We start from the raw sequence: 14,765 nt of genomic DNA, 5'->3' as shown, positions 1-14,765 counted from the left end.
GAAGCTGCGTTCGAGGTTGAGTTAAGTAACCACGACGGTAGTTGGCAAAAGTGCCGAAGCCAATATCAGGCTTGCTAGTAGCCCGGCCTATCACAGGTCGTGCCAGTTTTACCCTTACTCAGGAGAAACGCACGGGGACATCAATCCCCGTGGAAGCCGCAAAACAACCTCACGTCGTTTGCAGACGGCTTTTTTGGCTTGCCTTACAGCAGTGAAAAAGTAGAATTAAACCAGATTATATTTGTTTTTTAGGGCCGCAAAGGTACGAAGAACTAGCCGCCGAGCCAAGTTGAGCCCGAACATTCAGCCAGTTGCACCCGCTAAAGCGATGTCGGTTCGGCGTTCGTCGGTTTTCTTTGTGGCTCACTTCATGCCTCGGATGGAACTTATAAAACACTTTCTCGACCTTTTACTGCACCTTGATAAAACCCTGGTGGACGTAGTGCATAACTACGGTACCTGGACCTATCTGGTGCTTTTCCTCATTGTTTTCACCGAAACGGGCATCATCATTTTCCCTTTTCTACCCGGCGACTCGCTGCTGTTTGCTGCCGGTGCCCTGGCCGCCCGCCCCGAAACCGGCCTGAGCGTGTGGATAATTATCCCACTACTGATTGCGGCCGCCTTTCTGGGTGACAATGTGAACTATGCCGTAGGCGACTACCTAGGACCCCGTGTGTTCCGCGAAGATTTTAAGTTCCTCAAGCGCAAGTACCTCGACCAGACCCAAGCCTTTTATGCCAAGCACGGCGGCAAAACCATCATTATGGCGCGCTTCGTCCCCATTGTGCGCACATTTGCACCATTTGTGGCCGGTGTAGGCACCATGACTTACCGCTATTTCGCGTCCTATAGCATTGTGGGCGCGGTGTTGTGGGTAGTCTTGCTTACAATAGCTGGTTACTTGTTCGGCGGCATTGAGGTCGTTAAAAAGAATTTTGAGCTGGTTGTTTTGGGTATCATCGCCCTGTCGTTGCTGCCACCGCTTTGGTCGTTTGTAAAAAGCAAGCTGACGGCTCGCCCCGAGCCCAACCATTCCTAATCCGTCTTTTTGCTGCGTAAGTAACTCAGCCGCCCCGAATCATAATGATTTGGGGCGGCTTTTTTGCGCTATTTTTCGATTCTTTTCCTCATTCACTACCACCACTGTATGCGTCAGTTCGGTCTAATTGGTCGTACCCTCCGGTATTCTTTCTCACAGACTTACTTCACTCAGAAATTCTACTCCCAGGACCTGACGGAGCACTGCTATGACCTGTTTGAGTTGGAAAGCCTGAATGAGCTGCCTGCCTTGCTGGCAGCCAATCCCGACCTCGTAGGCCTGAACGTGACCATTCCTTACAAGGAAACTGTGATGACTTACCTCGACGAGCTGGCACCATCGGCTAGCCGCGTGGGAGCAGTGAATGTGATTGAGCGCCTACCCGATGGTCGCCTGCGCGGCCACAACACCGATGTAGTGGGCTTCCGAGAGTCGCTGCGTCGGTTCTTTCCAATCACAGCCGATTCCCGGGCCTTAGTACTCGGGGCCGGCGGAGCGGCCAAGGCAGTAGTGGTGGCCCTCAACGACTTGGGTATTGCGCACTGGTCGGTCACCCGCAACCCACTCGGGCCGGGCCTGACCTACGACGACCTCACCCCAGAAATTTTAGCCGCGCATCATCTCATCATCAATGCCACGCCACTAGGCACATCTCCACACGTCGATGAGTGCCCACATCTACCCTACTTCGCTCTTAATGAGCAGCATTACTTATACGACTTGGTTTACAACCCTACCGAAACACTATTCATGGCCAAAGGCAAAGAAGCTGGAGCACAAGTCAAAAACGGATTCGAGATGCTCTGCCTCCAAGCCGAAGCCGCTTGGAATATCTGGAACAGTTAGCGACAAGCAGTCATCTAAGCAGCCTAAACAGCTATACCGCTTGGCTAGTCTCCCCAATCGGAGCCCCCGGATGGGTGGTGTGAGTTCCTACATCAGAACAAAGCGGCAGACACACTTTCGACTCCGCCGACGCCAGATGGCAGCACGGGCTGCTCACTGCTAATCGAAAACTGACACTTGCTTGCAACCTTTCTCCAAGTGCTGGCATCTCCCTTATGCCAGCCCGCTATGCGCCGGCTCATCCTCGGTAGAGTTGCTTTCTATGATGCAGACAATGACTTGCTTTCCCCTTCTTTCCCTGGCCGGCACGGGTTACCGGGCGCGGGCATGAGCGCCCTGACTTGGTTCGCGTTTGGGAGCGATGATGTGCTGCCCGACCAGCCCACGACTGCACCGCGCCTTACGGCCAGCCGCAGTTCGGCCGTGACCAGCCCACCTACCGAGGCCGAGTTGATTGACGGCTGCCTGCGTGGTCGGCAGCTGGCCCAAAAGCTGCTCTATGACAAGTATGCCGGCAAAATGATGGCTGTGTGCCTACGTTATGCCCAAACCACCTTCGAAGCCGAAGATGTGCTTCAGGAAGGATTTCTGACCGTATTCCGCACACTGGGCAGCTTTCGGCGCGAATGCCCGCTGGAATTCTGGATTCGCCGTATCATGATTAATGCGGCCCTGCGCCAGCATCGCCGCAATGCCTCACTGGTAGCAGTAAGCGACGGCGACTACCCCGAAACCTTAGCTAGCGAGGAATTTACGCTAAGTAATTATAACTTTCAGGAACTCCTGAACATGGTGCAGGAGCTGGCTCCACGCTACCGCATGGTCTTCAACTTATACGCCATTGAAGGCTATACCCATAAAGAAATTGGCGAGCTATTGAATATCACCGAGGGCACCAGCAAATCCCAATATTCCCGGGCCCGCGTCATCCTACAAACTAAACTGGAACGTCTCGGCGCTCCAACCCGCCATGTCAGTTAATCCTATCGACGAAAACTCTACGCCTAAAACCACCGGCAGCCTGGAGGAATTATTCCGCCACCACTTGGGCGAGGAGGCCGTTGCGCCCACGCGTCCCATGCTGTGGGACCAGATTGATAATTCACTCCTGATTCGGCAGAATGAAATCTACCGCCGACGCCTCGTGGCCACACGTTGGGTAGCGGCGGCTAGCCTGCTATTGGCTACCATGGCGGGCACTGGCTGGTGGGTTGGCCGGCATGAGCTATTGAGAGGTACCGGGATGGCCAGCAACAGCCAGTCGGCTGCTTCCGGCACCCGCTCGGATAATGGCAGTTTGCCTGCCACTAGCGGTAATACGCGCACCACTCTTGGTCTGGAAGGAAGCACGGGCCAACGCCATGCCTCGGTTGCGACCAGTAGTATGGCTACCGATATGGCTAGCTCAAATACTTTGGGCACAGCCACTGCCCGCAATGGCATAATCAATGCCGGTGGCTCACCAAGCAGTGGATACACGGCCAATCGCGCAAACCAGGCAACAGCCAAACAAGGCCGATACACCAGTTTCGGCACCGCTTCTTCCTCGGCCCGCTACTCAACTAATGGCCTGGCGACAGCCGCCAGTTCAGCAGCCCAAGGCAGTAATATGCCAGCAAGCTACGCAGCAGCTAGTGGCGCAAACACTGCCTCCACCCGCGAAACGCAGAGTAATTCCCCGACCTCCACTGCCAACCCAACCCTTGATGTGAATACGTCAAATATGGCTAACAGCCGTGCGTTGGCAGCAACGGAGGCAGCAGGCGTAACTGCAGCGGGCACGAAGGCAGCCATTGGCAGCGGCACCGCATCGGACGTGGATGCCAGCACCGTAGCCCTGGCCCCAACGGTAGCCGCTGCTATCGCTCCCGAAGAGATGAGCCTATTGGCAGCCCGCCAATCTTCGCTGACGCTGGCTGTTGCTACTTCCCTGCCCAACGGCCTTGCCACGGTGCCGGTTGATGATATTCCCGCCGTCGATGTGCACCGCTGGCGCTACAGCGCGAGCTACGCAGCTGGTGTGTTCAACCCCAACGTTAACTTCTCACGGGCCGGCATTGAGCCCGAGTTTGACTACAACCGTGGCCCAGCCTTTGGCGCCGACTCCCCAACACTGACCGAAGCGGCCGCTACCGAGTACCGCAACAACCTGCGTCCGGGCCTAAGTCAGCGCATTGCCCTGATGGCCACGCGCCACCTGCGCGGTCACTGGTCACTCAGCACGGGTGCGGAGTTTACCCGAGCCACGGCCCAGTCGGCTTCCTCGTCAGCCTTTGTGGGTGAGCAGCTCTTCGACTTAAGCCAAGGCAACACCGCGCAGCCATTGCGCACCACCGATTTCCGCTACCAGCTGGCCAGCATTCCGCTGGAAGTGCGCTACTCTAACCCTGTAAAACGCGGCTGGAGCATTTACGGCCGTTTGGGCGGCGTGGTGACGGCTCTACTGGGTGTTCGGAGTGATGTGCAGGGCGACCCCGAAGCTACCCGCACCTATTCCATCACCTCAACCGGCGGTCCCTACCGCCGTCTGATGGGCAGCGTACGCGGTGGCGCGGGCGCCCAGTTCCGCCCCAGCACCAGCAAGTGGGCCTTCTCCATGGGCCCTACTGCCGACCTCGGCCTCGTGGCCCTCAATGCCCACCCGGTGCAGAACTACTTTGCCCAGAGCCACCCCTATAGCGTTGGCTTGGAAGCCGCAGTAGAGTTTGGCCGGTAGGCAAATGTCATTCTGAGCTGCTGGTGCCTGGAACAACAGATGGATTCCATTACTTTCCCGGTTTCAACGAAACCCAAAATACTCCTCGCGGGTTAAGGTAGGCTGAGCATTTCGGCCTACCTTTCGCGTTGCATGGAGTACCAACTTACCTCTGAATTTAAGCCCACCGGCGACCAGCCCACCGCCATTGCCAAGCTCGTGGAGGGCGTGAACAACGGCGAACCGGCCCAGGTGCTGCTCGGTGCCACCGGCACCGGCAAAACCTTCACCATGGCCAACGTAATTGCCGAAACCGGCAAGCCTGCACTGGTGCTGTGTCACAATAAAACCCTGGCTGCCCAGCTCTACGGCGAGTTCAAGGCGTTTTTCCCGAACAATGCAGTCGAGTACTACATCAGCTACTACGACTACTACCAGCCCGAGTCCTACATTGCCAGCACCGATGTCTTCATTGAGAAAGACATGGCCATCAATCAGGAAATCGAGAAACTGCGGCTGCACACCACTTCCACCCTGCTCAGTGGGCGGCGCGACATTGTGGTAATTGCCTCGGTGTCGTGCATATACGGCATCGGCAACCCCGAAGAGTTCGCCAAGAATGTCATCTTCCTGAAGCCGGGCATGCACTACACCCGCAATAACCTGCTCTATCAATTCGTGCAGATTCTGTATTCGCGCACCGAAGTGGAATTTACGCGGGGCTCGTTTCGGGTAAAAGGTGATACGGTAGACGTGTTCCCGGCTTATGCTGACTATGCCATTCGCATCTATTTCTTTGGCGATGAAATTGAGTCGGTGCACAAGATTGACCCGGTGAGCGGCAAGAAGCTTTCCGACGAAGCCCACGGCATTGCCTTGTATCCAGCCAACCTGTTTGTGACCGGCAAGGAAACACTGAATACGGCTATCAAGCAGATTCAGGACGATATGGTGCACCAGCACGCCTACTTCGAGAAGGAAGGCCGTGATGCTGAAGCTAAGCGCATCATGGAGCGCACGGAGTTCGACCTGGAGATGATTCGGGAGTTGGGATACTGCTCGGGTATCGAGAACTACTCCCGCTACTTCGATGGCCGCTCGCCGGGCTCGCGGCCCTTCTGCCTGCTTGACTACTTCCCCAACGACTACCTGCTGGTAGTGGACGAAAGCCACGCCACCATGCCCCAAATCCGGGCCATGTGGGGCGGTGACCGCAGCCGCAAGACGGCCCTCATTGAGTACGGCTTCCGCCTGCCCTCTGCCTTGGATAACCGGCCGCTGACCTTTAACGAGTTCGAGAGTATGTACCGGCAGGCCGTGTTCGTTTCGGCCACGCCTTCGGACTATGAGCTGACCCAGGCGGGCGGGGTGGTGGTGGAGCAGATTATCCGCCCCACCGGCTTGCTCGACCCCGAAATCGACATCCGTCCTAGCATCAACCAGATTGACGACTTGCTAGACGAGGTGGACAACCGCGTGAAAATGGGTGACCGCGTGCTGGTGACGACCCTCACCAAGCGCATGGCCGAGGAACTGAGCAAGTACATGGACCGCCTCGGCATCAAAGTGGAATATGTACACTCTGAAGTAAAAACCCTGGACCGCGTAGAGATTCTGCGCAAGTTGCGCCTCGGCGAAATCGATGTATTGATTGGTGTAAACCTGCTACGCGAAGGCCTCGACTTGCCAGAAGTAAGCTTGGTGGCCATCTTGGATGCCGATAAGGAAGGCTTTCTGCGCGACCAGCGTAGCCTGATTCAGACCATGGGCCGGGCTGCTCGGAACGACCGCGGCAAGGTGATTATGTACGCCGACCGCATGACAGGCTCGATGCAACGTGCCATTGACGAGACAAACCGTCGCCGCGCCACCCAACTGGCTTACAACGAAGCGAATGGTATCACGCCACGCACCGTGCGCAAGAGCCATTCTGAAATCATGGGCCAAACGGCACTTTCAGATTACCGCATTGTAGAAACCCCAGGCTACGCCAACGCCGAAGCCGACGGCGTAGCGCTGGCTCTAGCCGCCGAGCCTGTGGTGGCCATGATGACCAAACCGGAGCTAGAAAAGCTCATCAAAACCACTGAGAAGCAGATGGAAGCCGCTGCAAAGGACCTCGACTTCCTCACGGCCGCCAAGCTGCGCGATGAGTTGGCCGCTCTACGGAACATGCTTAAAAGCAAGCGCGATTAAGCCAATTCAAGGCGCGGAAGAGCAAGCGGGTTACGGTTGGGTATTGGGGGGAACTACTATATTCGCCCCAGCATTTTTCCACTCTTTTTTCTGCTTTATGCTCAACAACTTTATCCGCTCGCTGTGTGTGGTGGCACTCCTCATTGGCGGGTTGGTGGCGAAGCCGGCGCAAGCCCAATCGGCTGGCAACTACACTTACCAGATGATAACGACCATCGAATCGGTGGTCCCTGGGGGCTTCGGCCGCTCTAAAGTTTCGTACACCCCTGCATACAAAGGCATCCGAGAAGCGCCGATGGAAAATCTATTCAGCCTCACCGGACTGAATATGGGCAACCTGCAGAAGAACGAAGAAACCATTGTGGCCATTACTCAGCAAATGGCCGGCGATGGCTTCGAATTAGTTCAGGCCATGCCCCTTACCTCATCCATTCAAGGCAGCGGTATTTTCATGACGCGCTACTTGTTTAGAAAAGCGAAATAACTCTAGATACATCACAAAAAGGCCGCGCTGGTAAAAATCCAGCGCGGCCTTTTTTATGGTTTTTACAACTCGCTGATAACGGAATACAACCTTAGAAATCTTCGTCGAGCGAGAAGACGTTGTCGTTGCGTTCGCTCATTACGCCGGCTTTCTGGTACTCAGCCACGCGCTTCTCGAAGAAGTTGGTTTTGCCCTGCACCGAAATCATCTCCATGAAATCGAAGGGGTTGGTAGCGTTGTAAATCTTGGCGCAGCCCAGCGACACCAGCAGGCGGTCAGCCACAAACTCGATGTATTGCGACATCGTTTTGGCATTCATACCGATGAGGCTTACCGGCAGCGCATCGGTCACGAACTCCTGCTCAATCGTCACCGCGTCGCGGATGATACTCTGCACCCGTTGCGGGTCCAGCTTGTTTTGCAGGTAGCTGTAGAGCAGGCAAGCGAAATCGCAGTGCAGGCCTTCGTCGCGCGAAATCAGCTCGTTAGAAAAGGTCAGGCCAGGCATCAGGCCACGCTTCTTGAGCCAGAAGATAGAGCAGAATGAGCCGGAGAAGAAGATGCCTTCCACAGCCGCGAAGGCGATGAGGCGCTCGGCAAAATTTTCGGAGTTAATCCACTTCAGCGCCCATTCGCCTTTCTTCTGCACGGCGGGCACGGTTTCGAGGGCGTTGAAAAGGTAGTCCTTCTCCTTAGGGTCTTTGATGTAGGTGTCAATCAGCAGCGAATAGGTTTCGCTGTGGATATTTTCCATCATAATCTGGAAGCCGTAGAAGCAGCGTGCTTCGGGCATTTGCACCTCCTGCATGAAGTTTACGGCCAGGTTTTCGTTTACGATGCCATCACTGGCGGCAAAGAAGGCCAGCACGTGCTTAATGAAGTGTCGCTCGTTGTCGTTCAGGCCGTTCCAGTCCTTCTGGTCCTGTGAGAGGTCGATTTCCTCGGCGGTCCAGAACGAGGCCTGCGACTTCTTGTAGTACTGCCACACCTCATCGTTTTGGATGGGAAAAAGCACGAAGCGGTTGGGGTTTTCAGCGAGCAACGGTTCCATAATATCTCGGGGCTTAAGGGCGGTTTCAACGGGAAAGGTGTTCAGCAAACTCAGGCCTTCGGCCAGATGTTTGAGTCAACCGGCAGAAAATCCGGGCGCTTTCCAACACCAAATATAGACCCGACCGGCAAGTGAATTGCCGCCGGATTTAGCTTTTTTATTCGTTATTTTTTAGTTAAGCTCACTTTTTATTGGGGGTAAACTCGCCTTCTGACACCCAGTTTTGCTAAAGGCACGTTCATCTAAATCTCACTCAAAACCAGAGCTTTTGCACCCACTTATCCACATTTCGACTGTGGATAAACCGACTTGTCCCCAATTCCAGCCCGACCAGCTCCATATTCCACTGTTTTTTAATCTGTCCTTAATCTGCGCTTCATCTGCCTACAGGCATTTTTTAGTGCAAATGCAGAGGCCAGCCAATGACGATTAAGAACTTAGGGTTTGGAATTGCCAAATCAAAGTCGTACTTTTGCCTTCCCATTTCAGAAAAACCCGCGAAAGCTGATGTACGCAATTGTTAACATAGCTGGCCAGCAGACCAAGGTTGAGGCCAACAAATTCGTTTACGCTCACAAACTGGCCGGCAACGTTGGCGACACCGTAACGCTGGGCAACGCCCTGCTGACCGATGACAACGGCACCATCACCGTCGGCGCTCCTGAGCTGAGCGTGGCCGTTACCGGCACCATTCTCGCTCACGTAAAAGGCGACAAAGTTCTGGTCTTCAAAAAGAAGCGCCGCAAGGGCTACCAGAAAATGAACGGCCACCGTCAGTCGTTCACCAAAGTAATGATTAACAGCATCGGCTAGTTGTTGAGCATTTAGTTGTCAGCTACGAGCTGCAAGCTTTCTGTTTAAACAAATTATCCAGCTATCCTATTAACCCACAAGAGCTTGCAGCTTGTTGCTGAAAGCTTGAAGCTAACAATACCATGGCTCACAAGAAAGGTGTCGGCTCGTCCAACAACGGCCGCGAATCGCATTCGAAACGTCTCGGCGTTAAAATCTTTGGCGGCCAGGCTCTGGTAGCCGGCAACATCATCGTGCGGCAGCGCGGCACCAAGCACCACGCCGGCGCTAACGTAGGCATGGGCAAGGACCACACGCTGTTCGCACTCGTCGACGGCGAAGTGCAATTCCGCAAGGGCCGCAAAGACCGTTCGTTCGTAACGGTTATCCCCCGCGAAGTAGTTTCGGTTCCGGCTTAATTGCCAACCGGATTTAAGCAAAAAGGGCTGCTCTCACCGAGCAGCCCTTTTTGCATTGTGGTTCATCGTACAACATAAAGTCGCAGGTTGATAGCAAAGGCTCCATCTAAGTAGTACAGGATGCGGTCACGACGGTAAAAGAGATAATACTGGTCAGAAGTTGGCTTGGCAATAATGCCTACGCCAGTGTTGAAATCAAACAGAAAGTGCTTACCTAATCGGCGTTGTAAACCCCAGTACACGTTGAGCAGCGGCGAAGCCTGTGTGCGGTATTCGATGGACTCCGCCCCAGGATATGGATAGGTGCTAGTGTCATAGAGAAAGTAGCGAATACGGTCCAGTTCGGTCAATGCTTCCAGGGCAAGGTAATTGCCTTGGAAAGCGCCATGAGCTCGGTTGTGCTGCTCATGACCAGCTTGGTTATAATAGTAGCGCAGCCCGAGTCCTAGTGCTCCGGAATGCACCAACGCTTCCTTGTCGCGGGTTCCAAACAAGTAATAATCACGGTGACTGAGCGAGAAATCAATATCGGCTTACCCATACAAACTGACGTGCGGACCGAGCTGATATTCGGCCCCTACCGAAGGTGCCACAACCCAATTGAACCCATTGTAGCGGTATTGAGGTATCAGGCGTGAGGGAGTCAGGCCCAGTTTTAGCAAGAGTCGGCTAGGAGCCGGGGACGCAACAGTGGGCAGAACTGGACCCTCGGCAGGAGGAACGGGCGCCTGTGCACGGGTGAAAATGGGCAAAGCCAACAGGGCGGAAACTACCGCAATGCCAGCGGAGAAATTTGGAAGCATCGGATGGGGAAAGGGTTGGAAATTTTGTCTCTTTCCCAAGCGGGAATAGTCCTTAAATATTGTGTGGACTTGGGCGATGAAGGACGCAAAAAGCTATTGGCATCAGTTAAGCTACTGCTGATGCCCGACCTTTCAAGAAAGCAAAGGGTTGCTTCAGAATGGGAATTCCTGGCCCGTGTGCAGCTATTCAGGATGTGAATGAATTGGGGGCCGACATCAATTCATTGTATCTCCAAAGATTTAGTTGGTCACAATGCATTAGTGGTGAGCAGCATTTAGCTAGTCAACATAAATTGATACCTACTGCCAGTCAAATCGTCCAGCAGGCAAGGTAAAAAGGTGGCGAAAGTCGAATAAGTAGTAGGAAGCAATAAATGAAGGGATGATAGCAAGATATAATGTCGGCTCCTGCTATTCCATCCATACCAGACTACCCTTGCTCATTTAACAGGTATAAGACTGGCTTGCTGGGGCTGGCATCTATCTCTAGGCTCGTGATTTGAATATTGAGCAGGTAGAGGCCGTCAGCTACTTTACTGGGCACAAAAATCAGCTCGGTGATGGTGGATTCACGGCGTGGCTGGGCAGGGTATTGCCAGAAGGCGTGGTGGGCCAGGAGCAGGCCGGCATCCTCTTCACGGTCGACGCTGGGCAGGTCGAGTAGCAAGTGCTGGACGTTGTGCTCCACCAGCCATTCGGCCAGGGCGGGCTCGATGTAGGTGGGATTGGTGCCGGAATACTGGCGGGTGCGCTTGGCAGGGTCGTTGGGGAGGGTGCGCAGCACGAGGGCTTCGGGGATGGCATGGTCGGGCTGAGCCATGAGGGCAGTTTGCACATCGGCCAGCAGCACCACGAGGTCGCCGTTGGGCTGGAGTGCCGGGGCCACGCTCACCAGCCGGGCCACGAATAGGAAACGGCGCAGGCATTGGTTAAGCGTAACGGCCGGGTCGGGCGAGATGTGGCCATAGCACTCGGTGTGAGTGCCGTTGCCGTGGGGTGTGACGTGTACGCGCTGGTAATTGGTGCTGCCGCCCAGCGCCACGCTGCCCACAAAACTGCCTACCCGAATGGTATCGAACTGCACGGGCTCGGCCCAAAAGCAGTTCACCTGGTCTTTGCCGGGCTGCAAGGGCAAGGAAATGTCGAGGGGCTCGGCAGGGTCGTAGCTATAGGTACGGCCGGCGAAAGGAAAAGTAGGAAGCATGGGAAAGTGGCTGCGGTTGGAACGGTGGGAAAAGGAAAGGACGACTTGGCAGTGGCTTAAAGCAGTTCGGTTTGCAGCACTTCGTAGGCCCAACTAAGCTCATTAAGCTCGTCGTTGCTCAGGTCTGAGTCGTGCAGGAGTTGGCTTTCTAACTGCTGAGCTAGCAGCTGCGAAACTCCGGCCGTGTTCAGCCAAGCCGCAACGGCTGCGTTGATGTGGGGCTCGGAAAAGGGATTTTGTAGCCGATGCTGATTTGCACGGCCAAATCGGATTTCGTGTAGTAGAAAATCCTTAGCATGCAAGGCGCTACTAGAACTACGCGCGGCGGCCCAGGCAGCCAATAGCTCGGTGAGGTCGAAATGCCCCAGCCCAAACATGATAAGCAGTTCGGTGAGCGAGGCGCCACCCGGCAAGGGGTACTGACCGACACACCGCGCAAAAAACACCTCCGCGAAGGTTTGCAGCAGGGCCCGCTCCGGGCCGGTCCATTGGGTGGGGAGGTGCAGGTCGAGTCGGCTAAAGGTTATTTCGGTGGAGTGCATCGGGAAATCAAACTGCGTCACTAGCTCCAGCAGCCGGGGCAAAAAGTGTTTCAGCTCCCAGTACTCACGTTCGGAGCCGGAGCGGGCCGAAGAGAAATAACCTGCATCCAGCACGGCAGCCGAAACGGTACGTAGGGGCGTGCCCAACAACCTCTGCTCCTCGGCATCGCTCACGCAACAGACCTTGCACACGTCTAGTGTAGCGCCCACCGTGTACGGCGCAAACAGCTCGTACGCCGCGTCGATAAGTGCAGGAAGCATCGGAGTCATATATGCAGCGGAGAGGGTATTAAATTGGGCCCGGACCGTTTGGGCAGCAATTCGAGCGTCAATTTTGGCATTTGCATGAGAAACTACCGCAGGCAAAAGAAGTATATACTTGGACAAGCAATGCCCAACACGGAGAAGTCATGCAATGAGCGGCGCCCCAAGCTGATTCAATATCCGGCTGATTTCGCGGGCCTGACTGATAATGATGAGATGACCACCAGATAGTCGGTACTGGCTATGTGCGGCCCCGGCGGGCAGCAACCGGTCGGCGGTGCCGTGAATGCGGATGGTGGGCATGGTCCGGCCGGACCATTGCAGCAGCCGGGCAATGGCCCAGCGGGTGAAGTGAGGGTCGGTGTCGCGCAGAATCTGGCGGAGCAACTGGTACTCGCGACCGTTTTGCACTCCGAAAAACCATTGTGCCACGCGCGGCAGCCTTGGCAACAGTTGCGGCGGCACTAAGTAGTGCAGGCCGGTAGCGCGGGCCATGCGGCCCAGCCACGGCAGCTCGTGCGGGCCCGTAAAGCTAGAAACCAGCACTACCCGCGCCAAGGGTCGCAACTGCGCAATTTCGAGGGCTAGCACCCCGCCGAACGACACCCCGACCAGCCAGCAGGGTTGGTTTTCGGGCACGTTGGCGGCGAGACGGGCGGCGTAGTGCGGCAGGGTTTCGCAGGAGCTTTGCGGCGGCAACCAGCGCAGCACGTGCACCTCCTCTTCCAGTCGTAGGAACTGAAATACCCGCTCGTCGGCCCCCAGGCCGGGAACGAGGTACCAGACGGGCGCGGTCGGCCCCACGGCGCTAGGTATCGAGGCGCACGAACACGCCTTCGAGGTAGAAGATGTTGTGCGGCTGGGGGTCGTCGGGGTCGTCTTCACCGAGTTCGCCGTCCTCGGTAGCGGGGTAAGTGACGGACAGCTTCAGGGCCACGCTGGGCAGCGGCACGGGCGGGGTTTCGTCGGAATTGTATTCGAGCAGCGCGGGCCACTCCTGGGCGGCCAGGGCGTCGGCTACTTCTTCCTGCAAAGCTTCGGCGCGGGTGTGGGCGAGGCTGAGGAGGGTATCGAGGGCCTTGAAGGGCAGAGCGAGGTGGAAGAAATGCGTGTCGTTGTCGAAGTAGGTGGTGGCCCACACGGTCACGTCGTCGGTGTTGTCGATGACAATGGCCACGAGGTGAATCTGCTCCACGAAGAAGTCGGCGTCGTCGGCAATGCTGTCGCTCAGAAGTTTCATTCGGCTACGGCGGGGGATTGAAATAGCTCCAGCGTGATGTGGTCGGCCAGCAGCTTGCCCGCATCGGTCAAAGTAAGCACTTGGCCTTGGATAGTGGCCCAGCCATTGGCTTGCAGCCCGGCAAGGTAGTCGGCGCGGGTGCCCGGCAGGTCGAGACCGTGGTGGGTGCGCAGGTGCACCAAGTCGCAGCCGCGGGCGGTGCGCAGGGTGGTGAGCAGGTACTCATTGGCGCGGTCAGTGGCCGTGAGGACGTCGATGGTCACAGGCACTTCGCCGCGCTCCAGCACGGCGGCCACGTATTGCGGGTTGTTGGCGAGGGTGAACTGGCGGTTCTGGCCGTCGTAGCTGTGCGCGCTGGGGCCAAGACCGAGGTAAGGCACCCCACGCCAGTAGTTGCCGTTGTGGCGGCTCTCGCGGCCCGGCTGGCAGAAGTTGCTGATTTCGTACTGCCCGTAGCCATGACCGCGCATGGCCACTAGCAGCAACTCAAACTGTGTAGCCACAAACTCATCAGGCGCGGCTTTGAACGTTCCCTTTTGCAGCCGGTGCCCGAAGGCCGTGCCCGGCTCGATGGTGAGGGCATAGGCCGAAACGTGCGGCACGCCCAGCGCAAAGGCATTGGCCAAATCAGCTTCCCAGATGTGGTGGCCCGGCGCGGGCACCCCATAAATCAGGTCGATGGAAATGTTCTCGAAGCCCGCGTCCTGCGCCCGGCGCACGGCCGTAGTCGATTCCTCGGCAGTGTGGGCACGGTTCATCATCCGCAAATGCGGCTCGTAGAAGCTTTGCAAGCCAATGCTGAGCCGGTTGATGCCGGCTGCCGCCAGCTCGCGCAGCTTGGTGGCGCTGAGGTCGTCGGGGTTGGCCTCAAGGGTGATTTCAGCCTGCGGCGAAACTACAAAGTGGCCGTGAATGGCTTCAAAAACATGACCTAACTCAGCGGCCGATAATAAGGATGGAGTGCCGCCACCGAAGTAAATGGTTTCGAGTGGGGCCTTATTGCCAAGGTAGTCGTGGCGCAGCTCTAGTTCCCGAACAATGGCGTCCACCAACCGGCTTTTCAGGCCCAGCGAGGTACTGAAATGGAAGTCGCAGTAGTGGCACGCCTGCTTGCAGAAAGGAATGTGTAGGTAGATGCCGGCCATATGGATAATGTAAACGTCTGGGAGCTGGCTGAGAATTCACTT

The 14,765-nt window shown here is 56.2% G+C and carries 15 protein-coding genes; 8 read left to right on the top strand and 7 right to left on the bottom strand.

Going from position 1 to position 14,765, the window contains the following annotated elements; translation table 11 throughout:
* Window positions 1-379 precede the first annotated feature (379 nt).
* From J4E00_RS06650 to J4E00_RS06625, 6 genes are all read left to right on the top strand, one after another.
* Window positions 380-1,042, top strand: coding sequence for a DedA family protein (locus tag J4E00_RS06650; protein ID WP_208174332.1), 663 nt, complete (start codon window positions 380-382; stop codon window positions 1,040-1,042).
* Between the two features lie 108 nt (window positions 1,043-1,150).
* Window positions 1,151-1,888, top strand: a complete 738-nt coding sequence (locus tag J4E00_RS06645) for a shikimate dehydrogenase family protein (RefSeq protein ID WP_208174331.1) — start codon at window positions 1,151-1,153, stop codon at window positions 1,886-1,888.
* Between the two features lie 327 nt (window positions 1,889-2,215).
* Window positions 2,216-2,869 carry an RNA polymerase sigma factor gene (locus J4E00_RS06640; RefSeq protein ID WP_208174330.1) on the top strand — a complete coding sequence of 218 codons (654 nt, stop codon included), beginning with the start codon at window positions 2,216-2,218 and terminating at the stop codon, window positions 2,867-2,869.
* Entirely contained in the window at window positions 2,859-4,604 is a 1,746-nt protein-coding gene (locus J4E00_RS06635; protein WP_208174329.1) for a hypothetical protein, read from the top strand. Before J4E00_RS06640 ends, J4E00_RS06635 begins: the two co-directional genes overlap by 11 nt.
* Window positions 4,605-4,736: 132 nt before the next feature.
* Window positions 4,737-6,779: an excinuclease ABC subunit UvrB gene (gene uvrB, locus J4E00_RS06630; protein WP_208174328.1), complete on the top strand. Its 2,043-nt coding sequence runs from the start codon at window positions 4,737-4,739 to the stop codon at window positions 6,777-6,779.
* 97 nt (window positions 6,780-6,876) lie between these two features.
* Window positions 6,877-7,263, top strand: coding sequence for a hypothetical protein (locus tag J4E00_RS06625; RefSeq protein WP_208174327.1), 387 nt, complete (start codon window positions 6,877-6,879; stop codon window positions 7,261-7,263).
* Window positions 7,264-7,354: 91 nt separating this feature from the next.
* On the opposite strand, the gene J4E00_RS06620 is transcribed toward J4E00_RS06625, so the two are convergent.
* Window positions 7,355-8,314, bottom strand: coding sequence for a ribonucleoside-diphosphate reductase small subunit (locus J4E00_RS06620; protein WP_208174326.1), 960 nt, complete (start codon window positions 8,312-8,314; stop codon window positions 7,355-7,357).
* A gap of 507 nt (window positions 8,315-8,821) precedes the next feature.
* Between J4E00_RS06620 and rplU the strand changes: the two genes are divergently transcribed.
* Window positions 8,822-9,127 carry a 50S ribosomal protein L21 gene (gene rplU / locus J4E00_RS06615; protein ID WP_208174325.1) on the top strand — a complete coding sequence of 102 codons (306 nt, stop codon included), beginning with the start codon at window positions 8,822-8,824 and terminating at the stop codon, window positions 9,125-9,127.
* Window positions 9,128-9,249: 122 nt separating this feature from the next.
* Window positions 9,250-9,525, top strand: a complete 276-nt coding sequence (gene rpmA, locus J4E00_RS06610; protein WP_201987688.1) for a 50S ribosomal protein L27 — start codon at window positions 9,250-9,252, stop codon at window positions 9,523-9,525.
* Window positions 9,526-9,587: 62 nt separating this feature from the next.
* Here rpmA and J4E00_RS06605 read toward each other — a convergent pair whose 3' ends face one another.
* The 6 genes from J4E00_RS06605 to hemW form a co-directional block, all read right to left on the bottom strand.
* On the bottom strand, window positions 9,588-10,019 hold the full coding sequence (locus tag J4E00_RS06605) for a hypothetical protein (protein ID WP_208174324.1): 432 nt from the start codon (window positions 10,017-10,019) through the stop codon (window positions 9,588-9,590).
* 739 nt (window positions 10,020-10,758) lie between these two features.
* Complete coding sequence (locus J4E00_RS06600; RefSeq protein ID WP_208174323.1) at window positions 10,759-11,532, bottom strand: cyclase family protein; 774 nt, start codon at window positions 11,530-11,532, stop codon at window positions 10,759-10,761.
* A 56-nt stretch (window positions 11,533-11,588) separates the two neighbouring features.
* Window positions 11,589-12,335, bottom strand: a complete 747-nt coding sequence (locus J4E00_RS06595) for a hypothetical protein (protein WP_208174322.1) — start codon at window positions 12,333-12,335, stop codon at window positions 11,589-11,591.
* A 147-nt stretch (window positions 12,336-12,482) separates the two neighbouring features.
* The gene (locus tag J4E00_RS06590; protein WP_208174321.1) at window positions 12,483-13,142 is read right to left on the bottom strand and encodes an alpha/beta fold hydrolase; all 660 of its coding nucleotides are present in this window, start codon (window positions 13,140-13,142) and stop codon (window positions 12,483-12,485) included.
* Window positions 13,143-13,146: 4 nt separating this feature from the next.
* Complete coding sequence (locus tag J4E00_RS06585) at window positions 13,147-13,578, bottom strand: hypothetical protein (protein ID WP_208174320.1); 432 nt, start codon at window positions 13,576-13,578, stop codon at window positions 13,147-13,149.
* The gene (hemW, locus tag J4E00_RS06580) at window positions 13,575-14,723 is read right to left on the bottom strand and encodes a radical SAM family heme chaperone HemW (RefSeq protein WP_208174319.1); all 1,149 of its coding nucleotides are present in this window, start codon (window positions 14,721-14,723) and stop codon (window positions 13,575-13,577) included. The genes J4E00_RS06585 and hemW overlap by 4 nt, the downstream gene beginning before the upstream one ends.
* Window positions 14,724-14,765: the final 42 nt, after the last annotated feature.

This window comes from Hymenobacter negativus, assembly GCF_017571495.1.
In the GTDB taxonomy this organism is placed as follows: Bacteria; Bacteroidota; Bacteroidia; order Cytophagales; family Hymenobacteraceae; genus Hymenobacter; species Hymenobacter negativus.
Note: the sequence above shows the minus strand (reverse complement) of the source record. Positions and strands in the feature narration are given on the sequence as shown.

What these genes read in the sequence shown, in the direction of transcription:
- J4E00_RS06650 (WP_208174332.1), top strand. Translation starts at nt 380, where the DNA reads ATGGAACTTATAAAACACTTTCTCGACCTTTTACTGCACCTTGATAAA.
- J4E00_RS06645 (WP_208174331.1), top strand. Translation starts at nt 1,151, where the DNA reads ATGCGTCAGTTCGGTCTAATTGGTCGTACCCTCCGGTATTCTTTCTCA.
- J4E00_RS06640 (WP_208174330.1), top strand. Translation starts at nt 2,216, where the DNA reads ATGAGCGCCCTGACTTGGTTCGCGTTTGGGAGCGATGATGTGCTGCCC.
- J4E00_RS06635 (WP_208174329.1), top strand. Translation starts at nt 2,859, where the DNA reads ATGTCAGTTAATCCTATCGACGAAAACTCTACGCCTAAAACCACCGGC.
- uvrB (WP_208174328.1), top strand. Translation starts at nt 4,737, where the DNA reads ATGGAGTACCAACTTACCTCTGAATTTAAGCCCACCGGCGACCAGCCC.
- J4E00_RS06625 (WP_208174327.1), top strand. Translation starts at nt 6,877, where the DNA reads ATGCTCAACAACTTTATCCGCTCGCTGTGTGTGGTGGCACTCCTCATT.
- J4E00_RS06620 (WP_208174326.1), bottom strand. Translation starts at nt 8,314, where the DNA reads ATGGAACCGTTGCTCGCTGAAAACCCCAACCGCTTCGTGCTTTTTCCC.
- rplU (WP_208174325.1), top strand. Translation starts at nt 8,822, where the DNA reads ATGTACGCAATTGTTAACATAGCTGGCCAGCAGACCAAGGTTGAGGCC.
- rpmA (WP_201987688.1), top strand. Translation starts at nt 9,250, where the DNA reads ATGGCTCACAAGAAAGGTGTCGGCTCGTCCAACAACGGCCGCGAATCG.
- J4E00_RS06600 (WP_208174323.1), bottom strand. Translation starts at nt 11,532, where the DNA reads ATGCTTCCTACTTTTCCTTTCGCCGGCCGTACCTATAGCTACGACCCT.
- J4E00_RS06595 (WP_208174322.1), bottom strand. Translation starts at nt 12,335, where the DNA reads ATGCTTCCTGCACTTATCGACGCGGCGTACGAGCTGTTTGCGCCGTAC.
- J4E00_RS06585 (WP_208174320.1), bottom strand. Translation starts at nt 13,578, where the DNA reads ATGAAACTTCTGAGCGACAGCATTGCCGACGACGCCGACTTCTTCGTG.
- hemW (WP_208174319.1), bottom strand. Translation starts at nt 14,723, where the DNA reads ATGGCCGGCATCTACCTACACATTCCTTTCTGCAAGCAGGCGTGCCAC.